We start from the raw sequence: 15,730 nt of genomic DNA, 5'->3' as shown, positions 1-15,730 counted from the left end.
CTCCTAACGCTTGTGGCCAGTGTCGAGCTTGCGTTCCAGATGCATGGAATAGCGCGACATACCAAAACAGAAAATCCAGAACACCAGGGCGGCGAATACGTAGCCTTCAGTGGCCATGCCCAGCCATTTCGGGTCGGCAGCGGCTTGCTTGACGCTGTTGAGCAGGTCGAACAGGCCGATGATGATCACTAGGCTGGTGTCCTTGAACAGCGCAATGAAGGTATTGACGATGCCGGGGATTACCAGCTTCAGGGCTTGCGGCAGAATCACCAGGCCCATGCTGCGCCAGTAACCGAGGCCCATCGCTGCGGCCGCTTCGTACTGACCTTTGGGAATCGCTTGCAGGCCGCCACGCACCACTTCGGCAACGTAGGCCGACTGGAACAGGATCACGCCGATCAGCGCCCGCAACAGCTTGTCGAAGTTCATGCCTTCGGGCAGGAACAGCGGCAGCATCACCGAGGACATGAACAGCACCGTGATCAACGGCACGCCGCGCCAGAATTCGATGAAGGTCACGCAAACCACCCGAATCGCTGGCATGTTCGAACGACGACCCAGGGCCAGGATGATCCCCAGAGGCAAAGCACCGGCGATACCGACGGTGGCAATCACCAGGGTCAGCATCAGGCCGCCCCATTGGCTGGTCGCCACGGTGCTCAGACCGAAGATGCCGCCATGCAACAGGAAGTAGGCAATGAACGGGTACAGCACCAGGAAGCTCAGGCCATACACTGCTTTACGGTGAAAGCGCGAGATGAACAACGGTGCCACGCCGATGACCGCCAGACACACCGTCAGGTCGACTCGCCAGCGTAGTTCCGGTGGGTAGTAACCGTACATGAATTGACCAAGGCGCTCTTGGATGAACACCCAGCAAGCCCCCTCCTTGGTACAGTCGGCACGGGTAGAGCCCATCCAATTGGCATCCAAGATTGCCCAATGCAGAATCGGGGGCACGATCAGGTAGATCAAATAGAACGCGAGCAAGGTCAGCAGGGTATTCAGCCAGCTGGAAAACATGTTGGCGCGCATCCACGCCACCGGCCCGAAGACTTTGCTCGGCGGCGGCATGTCAGGTTTGAAAGTATGCGAACTCATGGACGTTTCCTCACCGCTCAATCAGCGCAATGCGCTTGTTGTACCAGTTCATCAGCAGGGAAATGCTGATGCTGATCGCCAGGTACACACTCATAGTGATAGCAATAACTTCGATCGCCTGGCCGGTCTGGTTCAGCACCGTGCCGGCAAACAACGAGACCATTTCCGGGTAACCGATACCGGCGGCCAGCGATGAGTTTTTCGCCAGGTTCAGGTATTGGCTGGTCAGCGGTGGAATGATCACGCGCAGGGCTTGAGGGATGATGACTTTACGCAGGGTCGGCCCTGGTCGCAGGCCCAGGGAGCGGGCTGCTTCGGTCTGGCCGTGGCTGACGGACTTGATGCCCGAACGCACGATCTCCGCGATGAACGCTGCCGTGTATACGGTAAGCGCCAAGGTCAGCGCCAGCAGTTCCGGAATCAGCACCCAGCCGCCAACAAAGTTAAAGCCCTGCAGCTTGGGCATTTCCCAGTGCAGCGGCGCGCCGAAGATCAAGGCACACAACGCCGGGATCACAATGAACAACGCCAAGCCCACCCAGAACTTGTGGAACGGCACGCCGGTGGCTTCAAAGCGCTTGTTGGCCCAGCGGCACATCAGCACGATGGTGACGATGGCCATCACGACACTCCATACGAACGCCCAAAACCCCTCAGCCATTTGCGCCGCTGGCATGTTCAATCCACGGCTGCTGACGAAGAAGGTGTCACCGAAGTTATGGCTGGCACGCGGCCCTGGCATGGTCAGGAAGACCGCGAAGTACCAGAACAGGATTTGCAACAGCGGTGGAATGTTTCGGAAAGTCTCAACGTAAACTGTTGCCAGCTTGTTGATGATCCAGTTCTTCGACAGCCGTGACACGCCGACGATGAAGCCGAGAATCGTCGCCAGGATCACGCCGATGAGGGTTACTAGCAGCGTGTTCAACAGACCTATGACGAAAACACGGGCGTATGAATCGGCTTCTCTATAAGAAATCAGATGCTGCGCGACACCAAAGCCAGCACTGTTTTCAAGAAATGCAAACCCAGAAGTGATTCCGCGATGCACAAGGTTTGTGTACGTATTTTGGTAGAGAGTCCATCCCATCGTCACCACTGCAGCAACGATCAGGATCTGGAAGAGTAGTGCGCGCGCAACGGGATCATTAAATGACGCCAGGCGCTTTGAGCCATTGTTCATTTGCATATGTACACCGGCAGGACAGACAAGAAAACGCCCGGCCTAAGACCGGGCGGAAAAGACTTAGCGGACAGGTGCTGCGTACTGAATGCCGCCTTTGTTCCAAAGCGCGTTAAGCCCACGCTTGATCTTCAAGTCACTGCCGTCACCGAGGTTTCGCTCGAACGACTCACCATAGTTACCTACCTGCTTGACGATCTGGAAAGCCCAGTCGTTCGGCAGATTCAAATCCTTACCCAGAGTACCTTCGCCTCCTAGCAGCCGCGCAATATCAGGATTGGTGATGCCCTGCTTCTGCTCGACCACATTTTTGGAAGTGACGCCCAACTCTTCGGCGTTCAGCATTGCATTTAACGTCCAGCGCACAACCGTAAACCACTCCTCATCACCTCGTCTTACGGCAGGAGTAAGTGGTTCTTTTGAGATAACGTCTGGTAGCACCACATAGTCGTCAGGAGTCGCGAGTTTTAATCTCTGCCCATAAAGCTGCGACTGATCGGAGGTGAGCACGTCGCAGCGCCCAGCCTCGAGCGCTTTGAAGCTCTCGTCAGAAGTATCAAATGAGATAGGGGTAAATTTCAGCTTGTTCGCACGGAAATAATCTGCAAGGTTCAGCTCAGTAACTGTTCCCGCCTGGATGCAGAACGTTGCGCCATTCAGCTCTTTGGCGCTCTTCACACCCAGTTTTTTATTGACCAAAAATCCTTGGCCATCGTAGTAGCTGACGCCTGTGAACAGAATGCCCATCGAGCCATCACGTGAGGACGTCCAGGTTGTGCTGCGGGAGAGCAGATCCACTTCGCCGGACTGTAAAGCAGTGAAGCGCTCTTTGGCGGTGAGCTGAGAGTATTTGACCTTGCTCGCATCACCGAAGACCGCCGCTGCGACCGCACGGCAAACGTCTACGTCAAAACCAGCAAAGCTTCCCTTGGCATCCACAAATGAAAACCCTGGAAGTCCGTCACTAACCCCGCACTGTACAAAGCCCTTTTTCTTCACGTTATCCAGCGTAACTCCAGCACTGGCATTAGCGGACAGTAAACTCATGAGGGTAATGCCGATCAGGCCACCGCAGACTTTGATCAGCTTGTTTTCTTTTTTCATTTCAATGCTCCAGAAATTTCACGAGTAAATCCAGACCGCACGATGCCGACGCACCGAAACCGGACGGAATTTTGAACAGCGATGTGGAGGGCAGAAAACAAGATGGAGGCCGTCAGGGCACCCGGTATGCGCAGTAAGCGCTTATGGAAAGTGGCATCGTAGGCCCTCTTTTTATTGTTTTAAAAAGGCCCCGCTGTGACGGGGCAAAAACGCTTTCAAATACCGTAGCCCCTGTTCAAAGTCAGAAAAAGCGAATATTTTTTCAATATTACGTAAGTAAAACTAATGATTTTTTATGCGAAGCCCAAGTCACACGAAATGACGTCCGCGCGGCGAGACAGTCAGACGTTTAGCGGGGAAAGGACTTAAGCGAATGACTGTGGGAGAAGATCAGATGGTGGGAGGATCAGCGAAAATCGGTCGCATGAGCATAAATGCTCTGAATGAAAGCTTGGAGCGCTGGACTTTTCTTCTCTCCTCTGCGGAACGCAACGGATATCCTGCGTCGAATTTCAGGAACCAACCGACAGACCCGTGCATCTTGCAGGTCGAAGCTGGCCCGTAACTCGGGGAAAATTGCAATTGCACAGCCTTCACGGATCAAAGAGAGAGTGACTTCGAACCCCTTACAGCGCGCGATGATGTTGGGTGTGAAACCAGCGTTTTGACACGCATCAGTCAATACGCGAGTGTAGGTACTGGAAGCAGTATCAATCACCCAATGCTCGTCACTTAGATCACCCAGCGTGACCTCCTCCATGTGTGCCAGCCGATGATTGGGAGACATCATCACATTAAAAACATCCTCAATCAGCGGGATAGTTTCGATGCCCGGATCAAGGAGGCCAGGTGGAATATTGAGATCATCGATCAAAGCAACGTCCGTTTGCCAGCTTCTCAACGCATTCAACCCCTCCTCCGGCTCCATCTCGTCAAACTGCACTATCAACTGAGGGTGCGTGGCGCTCAGCGCACGAATGGTCTTAGGGATAAAGGCCGCTGCCACCGAGGGAAAGGCCGCTACGCGAAGTTCACCTGCAACGACTTCCTTGAGCTCCGCCATGTCTGCACGGGCCGACTCAAGTTCCGTAAAAATGCGGTTTGCCCGTTCAACCAGCATACGACCAGCAATAGTCAGGTTAACCCCGCGTCCACGCCGTTCGACCAGGTCGATTCCTACTTCCTGCTCCAAAAGAGAAATTTGCTGGGACACGGCGGATGGAGACACATGAAGGGCCTCCGCTACAGCCGCCATGGTTTTGCGAATAGATAACTCCCGCAACGCGCGCAATCTACCGATATCCATGAGCTTTTTCCCTCCGCCTAACAAGATCAATCAGTAAGAATTGCTAATGTAATATTGAAATATTATTCGCTTTTTCTCATCTTGGCCAAGGATTAGGGTATGAAAAAACCAAGACGGGAACCGCAGCAATGACCAAGTCCTATTTTCACGATCACCTTGCAGCACGCGATCCGCTGATTTTCAACGCGCTTGAAAATGAAAAGAAACGCCAGCAAGGGCAGATTGAACTCATCGCTTCAGAAAACTCGGTAAGTCTCGCATCGCTGGACGCCCTTGGGTCAGTCATCACCAACAAAACCGTCGAAGGCTACCCAGGTAAACGTTTCCACGGCGGTGCTGATTTTGCAGATATCGTCGAGCAAGCAGCCATTGATCGCGCGAAAGAACTGTTCGGCTGCGAGTTTGCCAACGTCCAGCCGCACTCTGGGACGCAGGCCAACCAGGCGGTGTTTTTTGCTTTGCTGACACCTGGCGACGTGGTGCTGAGCCTTGACTTGGCATCCGGCGGCCATCTCAGCCATGGTGCAAAGCCCAACCAATCTGGCCGGTGGTTTACGATTGTTTCCTACGGAGTCGACCGTGAAACCGGTCGTATCGATTATGACAACGTCGAAAAGCTCGCTCTGGAACACAAGCCAAAACTGCTGATTGCGGGCGGCTCATCTTATCCACGTGAAATCGACTTCGTTCGCATGCGTGAAATCGCCGACAAGGTGGGCGCAACTTACTTGGTCGACATGGCCCACTTCGCTGGCCTGGTTGCAGCAGGTGTTCACCCTTCGCCGATCCCCTACGCAGATATCGTCACCTGCACTACGACCAAAACCCTACGTGGTTCCCGTGGCGGCTTGATCCTGACAAACAGAGAGGATCTGTTCAAAAAAATCCAGCCAGCCGTATTCCCTGGCGTGCAAGGCAGTGCTCACCTGGCCACTATCGCTGGTAAGGCTGTATGCCTCGGCGAAGCACTGACCGATGAGTTCAAGGCTTACGGTGCCAACGTCAAAGCCAACGCACGACTTCTGGCAGACGTTTTACAGAAACGCGGCGTGCGTATCGTCAGCGGCGGCACTGATACTCACGTAGTCCTGGTTGATGTTTCTTCTAAAGACCTCACTGGGCAGCAATCCCAGGATGCGCTTTCTACGATCAACGTCACCTCAAACAAAAACCCGATCCCTTTCGACAGTGCAAAACCTTCGGAATGGAAAGGTCTTCGTCTGGGCTCCTCGGCGGGTACGACTCGTGGTTTTGGTGCGGTCGAGTTCGAGATCATTGGCAACCTGATCGCGGATATTTTCGAGGCTCAATTAGCTGACGAGGCTACACGCGCCGCCGTTATTGCACGCAGCCAAGCAACTGTCGCCAAGCTGTGCGCTGCGTTTCCGATTTATGCCTGAGGTGACATTGGCGGTGGAGGACATTCTCTGCCGCCGGCCTCCTCTACTCCGCAGGAAAATAAAAAAATGAGCGTTACTCTCCCTAATGATCCAGCGCGGGAAGATGTCTTGGCGGGGCGCCCAGCACTATGGCTGAACCCCAACTTGAAACCTGATGGCATCTCCGACCCGTCGCTGCCAATTCGTTCAGCCCAGGTTAGCGAAGCCGAAGCAAATTGGCGGATCCTTGCACCTGTACTGAAGGCCTGCTTTCCAGAGCTAGAAGCTTCAAACGGGAAGATTCTCTCCCAGTTGATCGAGGCGAAAGATCTGCGTATTGCTCTGGGTTACGCGGGCCCCGAATACGGTCGAGTATTCGTGAAGGCAGACAACGATCTTCCTGTCGCTGGCTCGATCAAGGCGCGTGGCGGTGTCTATGAAGTATTCATGTACGCCAAGCAAATGGCAGAGAAGCGCGGAATTCTCACACCAGGTGGCGACATCACCGTACTTGCCCGTACGCAGGCTCGAGCACTTTTCGCACAGCACACCATCGCTGTGGGCAGTACCGGCAACCTAGGCCTGAGCGTGGGCATTGCAGCACGCGCACTTGGGTTCCGTGCCGTGGTTCACATGTCGTCCGATGCCAAACAGTGGAAAGTCGAACGCTTGACTCGTCTTGGCGTTGAAGTGGTTCAGCATAAGGCTGATTACACTACTGCGGTCGAATGTGCCCGTATCGACGCCGAAGGCGATCCAACCATCTACTTCGTGGATGACGAACGCTCCGAAATGCTGTTTTTCGGCTACAGCGCAGCGGCAAGCGAGCTCGCGGGCCAATTGGAAGCAGCAGGTGTAACCGTAGATGAAGAGCATCCTCTTTTCATCTATCTACCGTGCGGTATCGGTGGAGCTCCAGGTGGCGCAGCCTATGGCTTGAAGGCAATCTTCGGTGATGCTGCACACGCGTTCTTTGTTGAGCCTGTCCAGTCGCCTTGCGCACTGGTGCACATGATGAGTGGTTCGAAAGAACTGGTATCGGTCTACGACGTTGGGCTGACCAACCGTACAGAAGCTGACGGGATGGCAGTAGCGCGCATGTCGGCATTCGTTGCGGATGTAATGAAGCCCATGCTGTCCGGTGTCTTTACTGTGGCCGATGACGACCTATTTCGCTGGCTCTGGATGGCTGAGACGACTCAGTCCATTCGCCTCGAACCTTCGGCAACCGCAGGATTCGCAGGGCCTGAGTTCATTGTCAAAGGTAAGCAGGGACTTGCATACCAGGAAGCCCGAGGTCTGACGGGCAAACTCGCCCAAGCTACTCACGTCATCTGGACGACCGGTGGCGCCTTTGTTCCCGAAGACCAGTTCAAACAGTTTATGGAGCGTGGCACGTCCTTAGTCAACGTTGATTAAGGAGTTTTTGCCAGGGTATGAATTTCATACTCCATTCACTCTAGCTTGCGTCAAAAAACTATAACCACGCCAGTTTTTGATGTTGAGGTAAAGCTTCATGAATAAACCATTCCTGGCCGACCGTATCGACGGGAAAGGCTTCGCAGCTGATCTCGTTGAGAAGCTCACGGTTGACGTCGCAGATATTAAATCGAGAACCGGCCTTACACCCGGCTTGGCAGTTGTCCTTGTGGGTGAGGATCCAGCCAGCGGTGTATATGTAGGTGCTAAACACCGGCAAACTCTTGCAATTGGCATGGAGTCATTTGTATACCGACTTCCAGCCGAAACAACTCAGAACGAGTTGATGGCGTTGCTTGAAAAGCTAAATGCTGCTTCGGAAGTAAATGGCATTTTGGTGCAGCTTCCCCTGCCTGCACACCTGAACACAAATGCCGTTATTAACGTCATTGATCCGGACAAAGACGTTGACGGCTTCCACATCTTGAACGCTGGCCGTCTCGCGACCGGTCAAGATGCCCTAGTCCCGTGCACTCCCCTCGGTTGTTTGATGATGCTCAAAGATCGACTCGGCAACCTCGCAGGACTTAACGCCGTGGTCGTCGGTAAATCCAATATTGTCGGCAAGCCCATGGCACAGCTACTGATGGGCGAGAACTGCACTGTCACAGTGGCGCATTCGAAAACCCAAGACGTACCCGCGCTCTGCCGCACGGCAGACATTTTGGTTGTCGCTGTAGGCCGCCCAGAGATGGTGAAGGGTGACTGGATCAAACCAGGCGCGGTCGTTATCGATGTCGGTATCAACCGAATTGATCGCGACGGGCGATCCCGGATTGTTGGTGATGTTGCATTCGAAGAAGCAGGGCATGCCTCGGCAATCACACCAGTTCCAGGTGGCGTTGGCCCAATGACGATCGCATGTTTGCTGGCCAATACCGTCACAGCATTCAAGCGCCAGCACCACATTGTTACCCATCAGGCAGTAGTTGCCGTTTAAGGTGATCTCAGATGAACAAGGCTAAAAATAACGTACTTCGTGTTACCTGTCCTTCGATCCGGGGCGTAACCGCTGATATTACTGCTTTCTTGTCTGGGCATGGTTGCAATATTCGTGACAGCGCCCAATTTGACGATGAGAGCACCAATCACTACTTCATGCGCATTACCTTCCGCTCTGAGGAAGGTTGCTCACTGCAGGATCTAGAAAGAGAATTCCAACCACTTGTAGAGAAATACAAGATGGATTACGAATTCTTTGATGAGCGTACCAAACGCAAAGTCATTTTGATGGTGTCGCGTTTCGGCCATTGCTTGAACGACCTGCTCTATCGCTGGAGCATCGGTGCCCTGCCAATCGACATCGTTGGCGTCATCTCGAACCACTTGGACTTCCAAAAAGTAGTAGAAGGCCATGGCATTCCTTATCACCTCATCAAGGTAACCAAGGAAAACAAGGCAGAGGCTGAAGCAGAGCAGATGCGCATCGTTCGCCAAACCGGCGCAGAGCTCATCGTTCTAGCTCGCTACATGCAGATCCTCTCTGATGAAATGTGCCAACAGATGTCGGGCCGGATCATCAATATCCACCACTCGTTCCTGCCATCTTTCAAAGGTGGTAGCCCATACAAGCAGGCTTTTGATCGTGGAGTGAAACTGATTGGTGCAACCTCACACTTCGTTACAGCTGACTTGGATGAAGGCCCGATCATCGAGCAGGATATCGTTCGCATTACTCACGCTCAGAGCCCAGAAGATTACGTATCGTTGGGACGTGATGTTGAAAGCCAAGTGCTGGCACGCGCGATTCATGCCTATGTGCATGGCCGGGTTTTTCTAAACGACACTAAGACGATTGTGTTTCCGCCTTCGCCAGATTCGTATTCGTCTGAGACTATCGGCTGATGCGCGTGCTTTGGCCAACATCCAGACCATAAAGTCTCGGACGCTTGGCCAAATCTTTAATACGAAAGCACCCCCCCTTGGGAGTTCTTCTGAGGGGGGCGCACTCATGTAAAAATCTGATCAACCTTAAATCAAAAAACCATGAAAACGACTTAAAGCTTCGGCACTTTAATTATCATTCCGCTCAACGCTACGCTAATAAAAACAAGGTGCGAGGCATACCAATGCAAGAATCTACATGGTTGTTAGGGGTACTATTTGCGTCTATTGCTTTAATTATTATTTTGATTATGAAGGTCAGGCTTCACGCCTTCATAGCACTCGTGATCGCTTGCTTCGTGGTCGGATTTGGTGCGGGGATGCCTGTTCCAAAAATTATTAGCACACTTGAATCAGGTATCGGCGTAACACTGGGTTTCCTAATTGCGATAATAGGCCTCGGAGGCATACTTGGTAAAATTCTAGAGGAGTCCGGTGGAGCTGAACGACTCGCTAAAACGTTACTCGATAACTTAGGTTCCAAACGAGCCCATTGGGTAATGGCTATTGTTGGGGCCATCGCAGGAATCCCAGTATTTTTCGAAGTCGGCTTTGTTCTCCTGATTCCACTTGTCTATGTCGTAGCGCGGGAAACAAAGATAAACACCTTGTTTTTGGGAATTCCTCTCGCCATTTCCTTGATGACCATCCACTGCATTCTTCCTCCGCACCCAGCCGCGATGGCTATTACTGTGATGATGGGGGCTGATGTTGGGACTGTGATTATCTACGGCCTTTTGGTTGGCATTCCGACAATCATTGTTGCAGGGCCTATTTGGGTAAACCTTTACTGTGGGCGAGAAGCCTCAGCAAGTCAGCAAGTATTCCTGAAAGTTCAAGGAGAAAGCGTTGGTGCGGCGCGAACACTGCCAGGTTTCGGGATTACATTACTGACCATTGGCTTACCCCTCATCCTCATGGTTTTTAAAACGGCTACCGCAAGCCTCCCTGATGGTATGTGGATAAAGTTAGCCGCACAGTTCGTTGGAAACCCTTTAATCGCGCTGATGATTTCTGTGGGCTTTGCCTACTGGTCGCTTGGCTTACGTCAACGTCGCACCATGATCGAGCTATTGGAACTGACTCAGCGTAGCTTTCCAGCCTTAGCCAATATTATTTTTGTTATCGGTGCGGGCGGTGCATTCAATGCTGTTCTGATCGAAAGTGGGGTGGGTAAAGCTATCTCCGGGCTTCTCGCAGGATCTGATATTAATTTGATTGTCCTTGCCTGGTTTGTTGCGTGGCTGATGCACTTTGCAGTCGGCTCGGCGACCGTAGCAATGGTAAGCGCCGCTGGAATGATTCACCCAATGTTGGCTGCCGACCCTCACCTGAAGCCCGAGATTCTCGTTATCGCCATCGGTGCCGGCTCCATCGGCTGGGCACATGTCACCGACTCTGCTTTCTGGGTCGTGAAGGAATACTTAAATGTATCCCTCTCAGATGCATTGAAGAAGTTCACAGGAGGGACTGTAGTAGCCTCCATCGTCGCTCTCTTGGCGACTCTACTACTAAATTACACCATCAGTTGAAGTCATACTGAAGGTCATGCCATTGAAGGCGCCATTACTATCGCCTATTTGATGTCACAAGGAATTACGTCATCAAATAGGTTTAAGATCTGCGAGTCAGGCCCCATGAAAAATCACAAAATCTATCTCGGCCTGGGCAGCAATGTTGAGCGTGAGAGGCACATTGAGATCGCTCTTACAATGCTGGAAGAGCATCTGGAAAATATCCGTTGTTCACCCGTCTACGAAAGCATCTCCCTAGATGGAGATCACCCGCCCTTTTTCAACCTGGTCATGTCTGCGACCACTGATCTGAGCTTGCGAGAGCTCGTCGCATGGCTCAAAGGAATAGAGCACCTACATGGCCGTAGAAGCGGGATGCAGCGGTTGATCGCTCTCGATATTGATCTACTCCTCTTTGACGGCCTGACTGGCGATATTGACGGCATCCAGCTGCCTAGAGCCGAAATTCTGACCCGCTCATTCGTGCTCTACCCGCTGCAGCTACTTGCACCTAAGCTGCATCCACCTGGGTGTGAAGTCTCCTTGGCAGAGCTGTGGCTAAAGCTCAGACCTGGCCCAGAATTGATGCCAGTTCGCTACCCGTTCGGTATTCCCCCCTTCCAGCTCGTCGGGTCGAACCTCTCCGCTGGACAAAGTAAAGCAATACAGCGGCCTGCCAATCAGTTGGCCAGCTAAGCCTCTTACAAAGTAAATTTCAACGGAGTGCGGCATGGTTAGCTGCCACATACACGCCATACCTTACTTCGCCGACCCTACGATCTATTTCTCTCTCATCAGGCACGCTTCCGGGGCAATCCTTCTTGACTCAGGAAGACCGACATCGCAACGAGGTCGTTATGACCTCATGAGCGCCTGGCCTACAAGGCACCTTCAGCCAACACATGGCGAATCATTGACCTCGTTTGCCGACAGACTACGATCCGCACTGAGGCAATTAGGGCCGGCAGAGCTGTCGCCAAGTCTGCCTTTTGCTGGGGGCTTGATAGGCTATTTTTCCTACGACTTGGCGCGAAGAAATTTCAGGCTTGAGCATCCGCCTGCCGATAACCTCAAACTCCCTCATGCAGGAATAGGTTTGTACACCTGGTCGCTCACTTCCGATCACATCGAAAGGACGAGTCAGCTCGTTTTCCACCCTACGGCCAGCCAAGAAGAACAAGAGCGAATCATCAACCTATTTGAATCCGCAGTACCTCAACACCGTCAAAACCAAGCCTTCGCACTTTCTAAGAAATTTGCCAAAGACATAGATTATGACGACTACAAAAAGGCCCTGAGTAAAATACTTGCCTACATCCAAGCGGGTGACTGCTACCAGGTGAATTTCACTCAACGCTTTCAAACTGAGTGTTTAGGGGATACCTGGGCAGCCTATGAAACCCTTAGGAATTCCTGTGCAACACCATTTGGTGGCTTTGTAAGTCTGGACGCTGTGAATTCCATCATGAGCTTCTCTCCAGAGCGGTTTATTAGGTGTGAGCAAAGATCGCTAGAGACTCGTCCGATCAAGGGCACAGCCCCTCGGGGCCGCACAAAGTCGGAAGACACGTCAAATGCTCAAGCGCTTCTGAACAGCCCCAAAGACCGTGCAGAAAATCTTATGATCGTCGACCTGCTCAGAAACGATCTAGGCAAGAACTGCAGGTATGGCTCAGTAACAGTGCCTGAGCTATTCACGATTGAAAGCTATCCAAACGTCCACCACTTGGTGAGTACCATTCGAGGTGAGATTGCAGAAGGTAAAGACGTTCTCGACGTGCTGATGGATGCCTTTCCAGGTGGCTCAATCACCGGCGCACCGAAGCTCCGATCAATGCAGATCATTGATGAGCTGGAGGCTTCTCAACGTGGGATTTATTGCGGGTCTCTCTTGTATATCGATACCAGGGGGGAAATGGATAGCTCCATCGCGATTCGGACACTGCTCGCCAAAGACGGTCTTCTAACGTGCTGGGGAGGGGGTGGAATTATTGCGGATTCGGAGGCTGGCAGCGAGTATCAGGAGTCGCTTACTAAGGTGACAAACTTGATGGATTGCCTTGAACGGCATTTCTTCATAAATGATTGAGGACAACGGGCCATACTCAATGACCAAGCCTGCGACCAGAAGCAACGTTAGCTAGCCTTTCATTGAATCGTTGAAGTGCCCAACGAAATCATTGAACTGATCCATGCCAAAGAGCGCGACTATCAGCTCAGTTTTCTGACCTGCTGGCTTCACAGTTATGCGAGAAAATGCGTCTATACGATTCTTTTCGACGAAGCAAAAACGGTAGGCATCCGCGTCAGCCATTACCGGTACTTGCTAGCCTTCAAAACTGGTCGGGCGAAGCGGCCCTCGTGTGAGTTTGACAGGTAGCGGTCAGCTGAAATTCGCTTGATATCCCCTTCGTCCATAGCACCAAGCAAGGCAAATTCCAACGCTTCGCACAGGTTGGTTTTCCACTGCCATTCGGGCCGTAGAACATGACAATCCGCTTGTGTAGCTCAAAAGGCTCAGGGTGTCTAAACCCTCGAAATAGCCTAACGGTGAGGTGATGAAGTTTGCGAAATGGCCAATCCGCTCGTGCTTCCACAGCCTGGGGCGCTGGTTCGTTACGGACTTCTAGAGTGCCCAAGATAACGTCTGCACTCAGAAAGCTGTTTATCTAATTTTCAAAAATATAGAAAAGACCCTAACCGGATCCAATCAACACCAAAGAAACATAACACAACCTGTTGTTATTAAAGGTTTTTTTTGAAATACCTACTAACCTTTTTCTAGTATCTGCCGATGGCTTTTTAATAGGACACAAGGAGCAGTAGTAATGAGAAACAATCAACCAGTAACGCAGCACGAAATTGCGCTAGCACCTCAACAGAAACTCATCTCAACAACAGATGCTCGAGGAGTGATTACTTATTGCAATGACGCCTTCGTCGAGATCAGCGGTTTCGACCGAAACGATCTGATTGGCGCCCCTCAAAACATCGTCCGCCATCCTGACGTCCCATCCGCAGTCTTTGCCCATATGTGGAGCGCTCTTAAGCAAGGCAACCCGTGGATGGGGATTGTCAAAAACCGTTCTAGGAATGGCGATCACTACTGGGTCAACGCTTACGTAACACCAATTTTTGAAGGCAGCCAAATGGTTGGCTTTGAATCGGTCAGAGTCAAACCGACCACTGAGCAGATCCGACGCGCGGAATCCCTCTACAGGCGCATCAGTCAGGGAAAACCTGCCATTCCCACTCGAGACAAGTGGCTGCCTGCCCTGCTGGACTGCCTGCCGTACCTTGTCATGGGCCTGGCGGGCACTTTGAGTGGCCTACTTCTCAACGCATCCGTGGCTATTGTCGCCACAGTAGGCATATCCGTTCCGCTCGGACTGATGACCTCTCGTTGGCAAAAGCAAGGAACAATGCGCCTGTTGCAGATGGCTGAGCCCTCTACTTCTGATCAACTTATTGCACAGATGTACAGTGATGAGCACGGGGCTCAAGCGCGTTTGGAAACAGCCTTTGTGAGCCAGGCTGCGCGTCTACAGACCTGTCTTACACGCCTGCAAGACACCGCTGAGCAACTCAGCGGGCTGGCCGGGAGATCCGACATACTAGCCTCCGACAGCTCGAAAGGACTTGATCGCCAGCGCGTCGAGACCGAGCAAGTGTCCGCTGCGGTCAATCAGATGGCGGCGACCACACAAGAAGTCGCGAGCCATGTCCAGCGCACCGCTGACGCCACCCAGGAGGCTAACCTGCTGACCGGGCGCGGACGCGACGTGGCCCGAGATACCCGCAAAGCGATCCAGCGCCTCTCTGCTGTGGTGGGCGAGACTGGGGAGACCGTCGCGCAGTTGGCCAAGGACAGCAATGAAATCGGAACAGTGGTCGACGTAATCAAAGGTATTGCCGATCAAACCAATCTACTTGCACTGAATGCCGCGATCGAGGCCGCGCGCGCTGGCGATATGGGTCGAGGCTTCGCCGTGGTGGCCGACGAGGTACGCCAGTTGGCGCAGCGCACGTCTGAGTCCACTAAGCAGATCCATGACCTGATCACCAAGCTTCAGACCTCCTCTAACAATGCCGTGCAGACAATGGAAACCGGTCATCGTCAAGCTGAAGAAGGTGTGGCGTGGGTACTTGAAGCAGACAAGGCGTTGGTAGGAATTAGTGAAGCCGTAGCCAACATCACTGATATGACCACGCAGATTGCGGCCGCCACTGAAGAACAAACCGCCGTCGCCGAGGAAATCAGCCGTAACATCACCACCATTGCCCACCTGGCGGATCAGACATCGGAGCAAGCTCATCACTCAGCAGAACTAAGCAAGGAGTTGACCAAGACAGCTGCAACTCAATATTCGTTGGTCGAGCGCTTTAATCGATAGTCCCAACGCGCTGAACCATCGGCGTTGTCATTGCCTGGGCCGCCAAAGTAAACGCACTGCTTTCTAGTTCGTGCCCTCTTCCTCGCCAACTAATTAAGGGCCTTCTCAGGCCCTTTTGTACTCAAACAAAAATCACTTGGCCAGCCAAGACTCTACGGTGTCGGAGCCGTATTCGGCTTTCCATTCCTTCAGCGTTTTGTGGTTGCCGCCTTTGGTTTCGACGACTTCGCCGGTGTGCGTTTTTTTGTAGACCTTCAACTGACGAGGCTTGCGACTGCCGCGCGACGAAATGTTTATGCATCAAGGCACGATTCGGGCTTTGAAGGTAACCATTCGAATGTTTGGTCAGGGAATGAATCCTCAAACAACGAAGTGCCAGGCTCCCA

General features: G+C 52.6%; 11 protein-coding genes and 2 pseudogenes. 8 read left to right on the top strand and 5 right to left on the bottom strand.

All coding sequences use genetic code 11. The features are described 5' to 3' along the window. Positions 1-3 precede the first annotated feature (3 nt). From CKW20_RS22035 to CKW20_RS22020, 4 genes and pseudogenes are all read right to left on the bottom strand, one after another. Entirely contained in the window at positions 4-1,101 is a 1,098-nt protein-coding gene (locus CKW20_RS22035; RefSeq protein WP_095054763.1) for an amino acid ABC transporter permease, read from the bottom strand. A gap of 10 nt (positions 1,102-1,111) precedes the next feature. Beyond that, a complete protein-coding gene (locus tag CKW20_RS22030) occupies positions 1,112-2,290 on the bottom strand; it encodes an amino acid ABC transporter permease (RefSeq protein ID WP_095054762.1) in 1,179 nt (392 codons plus the stop codon). Between the two features lie 57 nt (positions 2,291-2,347). Further along, positions 2,348-3,310, bottom strand: a pseudogene (locus CKW20_RS22025) (amino acid ABC transporter substrate-binding protein); the annotation flags it as partial. Between the two features lie 484 nt (positions 3,311-3,794). Next, positions 3,795-4,694, bottom strand: coding sequence for a LysR family transcriptional regulator (locus tag CKW20_RS22020; protein WP_095054761.1), 900 nt, complete (start codon positions 4,692-4,694; stop codon positions 3,795-3,797). 128 nt (positions 4,695-4,822) lie between these two features. On the opposite strand from CKW20_RS22020, the gene glyA reads away from it, so the two are divergent. From glyA to CKW20_RS21980, 8 genes are all read left to right on the top strand, one after another. After that, positions 4,823-6,094, top strand: a complete 1,272-nt coding sequence (glyA, locus tag CKW20_RS22015; RefSeq protein ID WP_095054760.1) for a serine hydroxymethyltransferase — start codon at positions 4,823-4,825, stop codon at positions 6,092-6,094. Positions 6,095-6,160: 66 nt separating this feature from the next. After that, a complete protein-coding gene (locus tag CKW20_RS22010; RefSeq protein WP_095054759.1) occupies positions 6,161-7,492 on the top strand; it encodes a D-serine ammonia-lyase in 1,332 nt (443 codons plus the stop codon). Between the two features lie 97 nt (positions 7,493-7,589). After that, complete coding sequence (gene folD, locus CKW20_RS22005) at positions 7,590-8,492, top strand: bifunctional methylenetetrahydrofolate dehydrogenase/methenyltetrahydrofolate cyclohydrolase FolD (RefSeq protein WP_095054758.1); 903 nt, start codon at positions 7,590-7,592, stop codon at positions 8,490-8,492. Between the two features lie 11 nt (positions 8,493-8,503). Next, complete coding sequence (gene purU, locus CKW20_RS22000) at positions 8,504-9,397, top strand: formyltetrahydrofolate deformylase (protein ID WP_095054757.1); 894 nt, start codon at positions 8,504-8,506, stop codon at positions 9,395-9,397. Positions 9,398-9,621: 224 nt separating this feature from the next. Next, the gene (locus tag CKW20_RS21995; RefSeq protein WP_095054756.1) at positions 9,622-10,968 is read left to right on the top strand and encodes a gluconate:H+ symporter; all 1,347 of its coding nucleotides are present in this window, start codon (positions 9,622-9,624) and stop codon (positions 10,966-10,968) included. Positions 10,969-11,073: 105 nt separating this feature from the next. Then, on the top strand, positions 11,074-11,646 hold the full coding sequence (gene folK, locus CKW20_RS21990) for a 2-amino-4-hydroxy-6-hydroxymethyldihydropteridine diphosphokinase (protein ID WP_095054755.1): 573 nt from the start codon (positions 11,074-11,076) through the stop codon (positions 11,644-11,646). 34 nt (positions 11,647-11,680) lie between these two features. Further along, a complete protein-coding gene (gene pabB / locus CKW20_RS21985) occupies positions 11,681-13,039 on the top strand; it encodes an aminodeoxychorismate synthase component I (protein ID WP_095054754.1) in 1,359 nt (452 codons plus the stop codon). 823 nt (positions 13,040-13,862) lie between these two features. Beyond that, positions 13,863-15,344 carry a PAS domain-containing methyl-accepting chemotaxis protein gene (locus CKW20_RS21980; RefSeq protein ID WP_371857445.1) on the top strand — a complete coding sequence of 494 codons (1,482 nt, stop codon included), beginning with the start codon at positions 13,863-13,865 and terminating at the stop codon, positions 15,342-15,344. A gap of 132 nt (positions 15,345-15,476) precedes the next feature. Here the strand turns inward: CKW20_RS21980 and CKW20_RS21975 are convergent. Then, positions 15,477-15,632, bottom strand: a pseudogene (locus CKW20_RS21975) (histone-like nucleoid-structuring protein, MvaT/MvaU family); the annotation flags it as partial. Between the last annotated feature and the right edge of the window lie 98 nt (positions 15,633-15,730).

It is taken from the genome of Pseudomonas sp. Irchel s3b2, from assembly GCF_900187445.1.
GTDB lineage: Bacteria > Pseudomonadota > Gammaproteobacteria > Pseudomonadales > Pseudomonadaceae > Aquipseudomonas.
This window is presented reverse-complemented; position numbering and strand designations above follow the sequence as displayed.